This window comes from Streptomyces sp. NPDC087420 (assembly GCF_044744165.1).
Classification (GTDB): Bacteria; Actinomycetota; Actinomycetes; order Streptomycetales; family Streptomycetaceae; genus Streptomyces.
This window is the reverse complement of record NZ_JBIUXU010000035.1, coordinates 1-8,345: the sequence shown is the minus strand read 5'-3', so window position 1 is coordinate 8,345 and position 8,345 is coordinate 1. Positions and strand designations below refer to the sequence as shown.

Sequence of the window (8,345 nt, the reverse complement as noted above, 5' to 3'; positions counted from 1 at the left end):
CGGTCCACCACCACCTCACGACCGGCACCACCCACCACACCAATCCGACCCACCAACCGCCCGGAATCGGACACAAACTGCTCCAACACCCCCACAAACGACGCCAACACCTCACCCGCCCGCGCCCGATCGAACACATCCGGCCGATAGACAAGTTCGGCGTGGAGGCGTTCGTGTCCTGGATCCACAACAAGACTCAGCGGGTAGTGGCCCGCGTCGAGAGGGATGCCTGCGGACCGGATGGTGATGGCGTCGGGGCCCGTCACGGGATCGGTCGCGGCACGCGGGTAGTTCTCGTACACCACCAACGTGTCGAAGACAGCTCCCGCGCCCACCCACTGGTTGATCTCCTGCAACCCCACATGCTGATGCGACATCAACACCGACTGCCGCGCCTGAAGATCCGCCAACAGGTCAAGCAAGGGCCGATCACCATCCAGACGCACCCGCACCGGCAGCGTATTGATGAACAACCCGATCATCGACTCCACACCCGGCAACTCCGCAGGCCGGCCGGCCACCGTCGCCCCGAACACCACATCCTCCCGACCCGCCAACCGCGCCAGGACCAACGCCCACGCCCCCTGCACCAGCGTATTCACGGTCAGCCCATGCGCACGGGCCAACTCACCCAACCCCCGCGACAACCCCTCCTCCAAAGCGAACCGCACCCGCTCCGGCACCACCACCGAGCGCACCGACTCCGCAGCCACCACCAACGTCGCACCATCAAGCCCAGCCAACTCCCGCTGCCAGACCTCCCGAGCAGCCTCCTTGTCCTGCTCCCCCAACCACCCCAAGTACTCCCCATACGACCCCACCACCGGCAACCCACGCCCAGAACCACCCGCCGCATACGCCGCCGACACCTCCCCCACCAACACCGGCAACGACCAACCATCCAACACAATGTGATGACTGGTAATGACCAAGCGGTGCCGGCCCTCGGCCAGCCGGATCAGGAGCAGCCTGAGCAGGGGTGGCCGGGTCAGATCGAAGCGGTGCGCCTTTTCGGCGGCGGACAGCCGCTCCACCTCGGCCGTCGCCTCGACATCCGTCAGCCCCGACACATCCGCCACCGTCCACGGCAGGACCACCCGCCCCGACACCACCTGCACCGCACCACCCGACACCGCCACACCCGGATGGAAACTCGCCCTCAACACCGGATGCCGCTCCAACACCACCCCCCACGCCAACCGCAACCGCCCCACATCCAACGGCCCCTCCACCACAAGCGACCGCTGCCCCTCATAAACGTCAGGCCCGTCCCCGTCATAAGCCGCGTGAAACAGCAAACCCTCCTGCAACGGCGACAAAGGCCACACATCCACCAAACCCGGAACCACACCCTCAAGCTCCGCCACACCCGCCTGCGACACCTCCACCAACGGAAAGTCCGACGGCGTGCGCCCGCCCGCTCCCGGGGTGTCCGTGTGCGCCGCCAGACCCGCCAGCATCCGCATCCAGGTCTCGCCCAGTTCCGCTGCCTCGGCATCGGCCAGGACCGCTTCCGGCCAGCTCAGCGTGAGCGTCAGCTCCGGACCCTCGGCCGTGTCGCGCACGACGGCCCGTACCTCGACCACGTGAGCCACGGGCATGTCGGGGTTGGAGGAACCGGCCACGGCCGTCTCACCGGCCATCTCCCAGGCGCCCACCGCAGCCGTCCCGGTGCCGGCCGCGAACCTGCCCAGGTAGTTGAAGCCGATCAGGGGAGCCGGGGCCGCGGAGAGCACCTGCGCCGTCTCCGGGTTGAGGTGCCGGAGCAGGCCGAAGCCGAGCCCATCACCGGGTACGGCACGGGACTGCTCCTTGACCGCCTTGAGAAGGTCACCGGCCGCCGCGCCTCCCACGGCCGCGTCCGCGAGATCGATGCCGGTCACGTCCAGCCGTACAGGATGAATCTTGGTGAACCAGCCGACCGTACGCGACAGATCGAGGTCCCCGATCGGCTCGCGTCCGTGCCCCTCCACGTCCACCAACAGGTCCGCAGCTTCCGGCCGCCACCGGCCCACCGCCCCGGCCAACGTCGACAGCAACACCTCATGCACACCACAGTGGAAAGCCACCGGAGTCCGCCCCACCAATGTGGCCGCCGTGTCTGCCGGCACCACCCACTCCTGGCGGCGCAACGTCTTGGAGACATCCATCGCCGGCTCCAACTCCCGACGGCCCAGTACGGGGTCTCTGTCCCCCAAAACTCCCAACCAGGAGTCCAGTTCGGCGACCCGTTCCGGGCTCATTGCCTGCTCGGCCAACACCCCGGCCCACCGGCGGAACGACGTCCCCACCGGCTCCAGCACCGCCGCACGCCCCGCCGCCAGATCCCCATACGCACGCTCAAGATCCGCCAGGAGGATCCGCCACGACACTCCGTCCACCGCCAGGTGATGCACCACCAGCACCAGCCGACCCACCCGGCCCGGCCCCGCATCCACCCACACCACCTGAACCATCACCCCAGCCGCAGGATCCAACCGCCCCACAGCCCCACGAGCCACCCGACCCGCCACCACATCCAAACCCTCGACGCCCGCCTCAACCCGAGTGATCAGAGCAGACGCATCCACCGACCCCGGCTCGCCAACCACCAGCGTCAACGCACCACCCACCACCCGCGCCCGCAACATGTCATGCCCGTCCAACAACACACCCACAGCACGGCCCAACACATCCAGGTCCAAATCCGCCGGAGCACCCACCACCACCCACTGGGTGAACCGCGCCCCTACGATCCGCTCTCCCAAAGCCTTCATGACGGGGGTCCACGGCACCTCGCCCACCCCGACGTCATCGGCGGGCTTGCTGTCCTCACGAACAAGAGACTCCGCGACCCTCGCAAGCCGCTCGACGGTCTTCTCCTCGAAGACCTGCCGAGGCGAAATCACCAGCCCGGCCCGCCGAGCACGCGACGCCAACTGCATCGACATGATCGAATCGCCACCCAACTCGAAGAACCCGTCGTCAGCCCCCACCCGCTCCAGTCCAAGAACCTCCGCGAACAACCCACACAACAGCTCCTCGACCACACCCACCGGCGCCCGCCCCGACACCCGGCCGGCGAAATCCGGCTCAGGCAGAACAGCGCGATCCACCTTCCCGTTCACAGTCAACGGCAGGGCATCCAGAACAACCACCACCGCCGGAACCATGTACTCCGGCAGAACCCCCGCCACATACGCACGCACCGCCGAGGGATCAACGCCGGAACCCTCCGACACCACATAGCCGACAAGCCGCTTCTCCCCGGACCCGTTCTCAATCGGGAGCCCGCCCCCTGCGCCGGCGGCCCCGCCATCTCCGGCGCCGACATCCCTGGCCACCACCACGGCCTGCCCGACGCCCGGATGGGCGGACAACACCGCCTCCACCTCGCCGAGTTCCACCCGGAATCCCCGGACCTTCACCTGCTCGTCCGCCCTGCCGACGAAGACCAGATCACCGCTCCCGGTCCACCGCACCAGGTCCCCGGTGCGGTACATCCGCTCACCCGGCACGAACGGAGAAGCCACAAACCGGCCCGCCGTCAACCCCGGACGCCCCAGATACCCACGCGCCACCCCGGCGCCGACGACGTACAGCTCCCCCGCCACCCCGGCGGAGACCGGCCGCAGGAAAGAGTCCAGGACGAAGGTGCGCATGTTGTCGAGCGGCCTGCCGATGGGCACGGCCGACGGCACGGGGGTCATCGGTTCGAGGCGGTGGGAGGTGGCGAAGGTGGTGGTCTCGGTCGGGCCGTATCCGTCCACGACGACCAGACCGGGGCATGCCTCCCGTACCCGCAGGACCGCTTCGGCCCGGACCGCGTCGCCACCGGTCCACACCTCGCGCAGCCCGCGCAGGCAGCCCGGGTCGTCCTGGGCGAACAGGTGGAACAGGGCGGCGGTGAGCCACATCGCGGTGATTCCGTGCCGGTCGATCCACTCGCGTGCGAGCGCCGGGGTCAGAACGCCCGGTGGGGCCATCACCGCGCGCCTGCCCCGGAGGAGAGGCACCCACAGCTCGTACGTAGAGGCGTCGAAAGTCTGCGCGGAGTGGACCAGGACGCTCTCGTGCCCCTGCGCGAAGCGGCTGTCGTACGCGAGCGCCGCCACGTCTGCGTGCGTGACCACCACGCCCTTGGGTACGCCGGTCGACCCAGACGTGTACATCACGTACGCCACGTCACGCGCCGTCACCCGCGTCTCGCCGCTGTCACCCAGGCCGGACGCGGCGGGCTCCCCGGTCTCCGCGAGCAGCGTTCCGGCCGGTACCGCGTCAGCGAAGGCGGACGTGTCCGCCGTATGCGGCCCGGACACGCTCAGCACCGTGTCCTCCAGCATCAACCGCACACGGCGCTCCGGCCAGTCCGGGTCCACCGGTACGTAACCCGCGCCCGCCTGGAGCACTCCCAGCACCACGGCCATGTAGTCCGCCGAACGCTCCAGCGCTACCCCGACCAGGTCGCCGCGGCGCACCCCCCGGGCGGTAAGTCCGCGGGCCACCCGACCGGCTGCCGAGGCAAGTTGGGCGTACGTCCACACGCGGTCCGTCTCGGTCACGGCCACCGCGTCCGGGGTGCGCGCCGCCTGGGCGCGGAACAGCTCCGGCAGAGAGCCTGAGGGCATCGGGCGCGCGGTGGCGTTCCACTCCTCGGTGACCCGGCGCCGTTCGCCTCCGTCCGTGAGCGTGAGGCGGCCGACAGGCGTGTGCGGGTGAGCGGCCAACTGTTCCAGGGTGTGCAGGAAGCGGCCGAGGAGGGCTTCCGCGGTGGGCCTGTCGAGGATGTCCGTCCAATAGGAAAGGCGGAGGCGGAGCCCGTCGAGCGGGTCGGCCACCAGCACGACGGGGTAGTTGACCGACTCGCGCATCCAGGCCTCGGTGAGCGTCACACCCTCGGGGGCCTGGCCGTCGGTTCCCGAGGCGGTCGCGGGGTTCATCCGGGACGGGTAGTTCTCGAACGCGAGGAGTGTGTCGAAGCCGGAGCCGGGTCCGGCGAGGCGGTGGATGTCGCTGAGGCGCAGGGTCTGGTGGTCGAGCAGCGCCGACTGGTGTGCCTGGAGGTCGGTCAGGGTGTCGGTGACGGTCCGTTCCGGGGCGAGGGGGACCCGCACGGGAACGGTGTTGATGAACAGCCCGAGCATGTTCTCCATGCCGGGCAGTTCGGCGGGCCGGCCCGCCACGGAGGCGCCGAAGACCACGTCGTCACGGCCGGTCAGCTGGCCGACGACAAGGGCCCACGCGGTCTGGACGACGGTGTTCAGGGTCACGCCCAGGCCTCGGGTCAGCGCACCGAGGGCCTCAAAGAGGTGGTGCGGCGCCTCGCCGGAAACCGTCTCGGACGTGGCTCCGGGGTCGTCCCGGTCGGCGGGAGCGACCAACGTCGGCTCCTCGAGGCCCGCCAGCTCCGCGCGCCAGGCCTCGCGGGCCGCCTCCTGGTCCTGCCGCGCCAGCCAGGACAGGTAGGTCCACTCGGAGGTCACCGGGGGCAGACCGGCCGCACTGCCGCCCGCCGCATAGCAGGCCCACAGTTCGCGGCGCAGGACGGGCAGCGACCAGCCGTCGAGTACGAGGTGGTGCAGCGTCACCAGCATGCGGTGGCGGTCCGGCCCGGTCTTGACCAGCAGTACCTTCAGCAGGGGCGGCCGCGCCACGTCGAAGCGGTGTGCGCGTTCCTCGATCGCGACGCGTTCCGACTCCGCCCAGGCGTCGGCTTCATCCCGACCTGACAGGTCCTCCTCCCGCCAGGGCAGCACGACCTCGTCCACCACGACCCTCACCGGTCGCTCCACCCCGGCGACCTGGCGGAATCCCGCCCGCAGGGTCGGGTGCCGGTCCAGGACGGCTTGCCAGGAAGCCCGCAGTACGCCGGTGTCCAGCGGGCCTTCGAGGCCGAGGACCATCTGCTCGACGTACACGTCCGTGGCCTGCTCGTCGTAGAGGGCGTGGAACAGCAGTCCTTCCTGGAGCGGTGCGAGCGGCCAGACGTCGACAAGCCCGTCGACGGCGGATTCCAGCGCCTCGACCTGGTGCTGTTCGAGCGCCACCAACGGGAAGTCGGACGGGGTACGGCCGCCACCGCTGAAGCGGGTGACGTGCGCGGCCAGACCGGCGAGCATCGCCGCCCAGCCCTCCGCGAGGGCGCGTGCCGCCGCTTCGTCCAGCAGGCGGCCGGGCGCGGCGACGGTCAGGGTGAGCTCGGGGCCATCGGCGCGGTCGCGCACCTCGCCCATCGCTTCTACCGCGTGCATGACGGGGAACTTTCCGCCGGAGCCGGCGGTAAGGGCGAGTTCACCGGTCGGCGTCCAGGGGGGCGTGTCCGTGGGTGTGCTGGTGGAGGTGCCCGGCGTGGTGCCGGTGGAGGCACCTGCGGAGATGCCGGTGGCGGTATCCACGGGGGTGCCCGCCGTAGACCTGCCCAGGTAGTTGAAGCCGATCTGTGCCGACGGCAGTTCCGCGAGTACAGCCCCGGTCTCGGGGTTGAGATACCGGAGCAGGCCGTGCCCAAGACCGTCGCCGGGGACCGCCCGCAGCTGCTCCTTGACGAGCTTCAGCGCCCGGCCGGCTGCCGGACCGCCGGACCGCAACTCGGCCGCGTCGACCCTCCCGAGGTCGAGCCGGACCGGGTGTGCGCCGGTGAACCACCCCACCGTGCGCGACAGGTCCATTCCCTCCGTCAGCGGCTCCCGCCCGTGGCTCTCCACGTCCACCAGCAACCCGCCGTCCTCCAAGTGCCCGTCCTTCGGGTTTGCGTTCCCCCGGTCCGCCTCCCCCGAGTCCACGTTCCGGGCGCCCGGCCACTCGGCAACTGCCGCGCCCAACGCGGTCAGTAGGACGTCGTCAATGCCGGCCCGGAAGGCGGCCGGTACGGCGGTCAGCAGCGCGGACGTCACCTCCGACGGCACTGTCACGGAGACCCGACGCACGGTGGCGACGAGATCACGGGTGGGGTCGACTGGCTGCTCGGTGAGGGGTCGCTCGGATGAGCCGAGCAGTCGCGCCCACTGCGGAAGCTCCGCCAACCGGGCCTCTCCGGAGGCCTGTTCGGCCAAGCGTCGTGACCAGTGCCGGAACGACGTCGGCACCGGCAGCGTCACGGGTTCGCGCCCGGCCGCCAACTCCTCGTAGGCGTGGGCAAGACCGGGCAGCAGCACCCGCCACGACACCGCGTCGACCACAAGGTGGTGCGCGGTCATCAGCAGCCGACCGGGCACGTGCGGCCCGCAGTCGAGCCACACCACCTGTGCCACGGTCCCGGAGAACGGATCCAACCGGTCTACGGCGGCTTCTATCTGCCGCTCCATCACGCGATCGAGGTCGGCGGAGGTCACCTCGACGCGGCGGACCCATGCCGTGGCGGAGACGGCCCCCGGCTCGGCCACCACCAGCCGCTGCGGCTCGGTCTCCGTCTCCAGCCGGGCGCGCAACATGTCGTGCTGGTCGACGATTGCCTGGACTGCTCGGACCAGCGTGTCGTACCGCAGGCCGGGCGGGGTGGACACGGCGCCGGACTGTACGACCTGGCTCAGGCGGTCGAGGCCGACCCGGTCGATCAGTTCCCGCATGACCGGCGTCAGCGGCACGTCGCCCACGCCCGGATCACCGCCGCCCACCGGTACGTCCCGGGCGAGAACGGCCACGGCTGCCAGCGAGGCGGGGGTACGACGCTCGAACACCTGGCGGGCGGTAATGGCCAGCCCGGCGCGCCGGGCGGCGGACACCAGCATCATCGACATGATCGAGTCGCCGCCCAGCTCGAAGAAGCCGTCGTCGGCGCCCACGCGCTCCAGCCCGAGAACTTCGGCGAACAGCGCACAGAGCAGCTCCTCGACCACACCCGCCGGGGCACGACCGGCGGCGGCTTCACCACGATCGGGGGCAGGCAGGGCGGGGCGGTCGACCTTCCCGTTCGGGGTCAGGGGCAGCGCGTCCAGCGTCACGAACACCGCCGGCACCATGTACTCCGGCAACCGCTCACCCGCGAACGCCCGCAGGTCACCGACGGACAGTGCCGTCCCGTCGGCCGCGACCACGTAGCCGACGAGTTGCTTGTCGCCGGGGCCGTCCTCTCGGGCCACAACAACCGCCTGACCGATGGCAGGATGGGCAGAGAGGACCGCCTCGACCTCGCCCAGCTCGATACGGAAGCCACGCACCTTCACCTGCGCGTCAGCCCGCCCGACGAACGCGAGATCGCCCTCACCGTTCCAGCGCGCCAGATCACCCGACCGGTACATCCTCTCGCCCATCGCGAACGGACACGCCACAAACCGCTCCGAAGTGAGATCAGGACGGGCGACGTAACCACGAGCCAGACCCGCACCCGCCACATACACCTCACCCGTCACACCCGGCGGAACCGGACG

Annotated in this window: 1 protein-coding gene; it reads right to left on the bottom strand. The window is 70.4% G+C overall.

The window, feature by feature from the left end:
- Nucleotides 1-8,228: amino acid adenylation domain-containing protein (locus ACIO1C_RS35830; RefSeq protein WP_401872003.1), on the bottom strand; the 8,228-nt coding region annotated here is incomplete at its 3' end.
- Nucleotides 8,229-8,345: the final 117 nt, after the last annotated feature.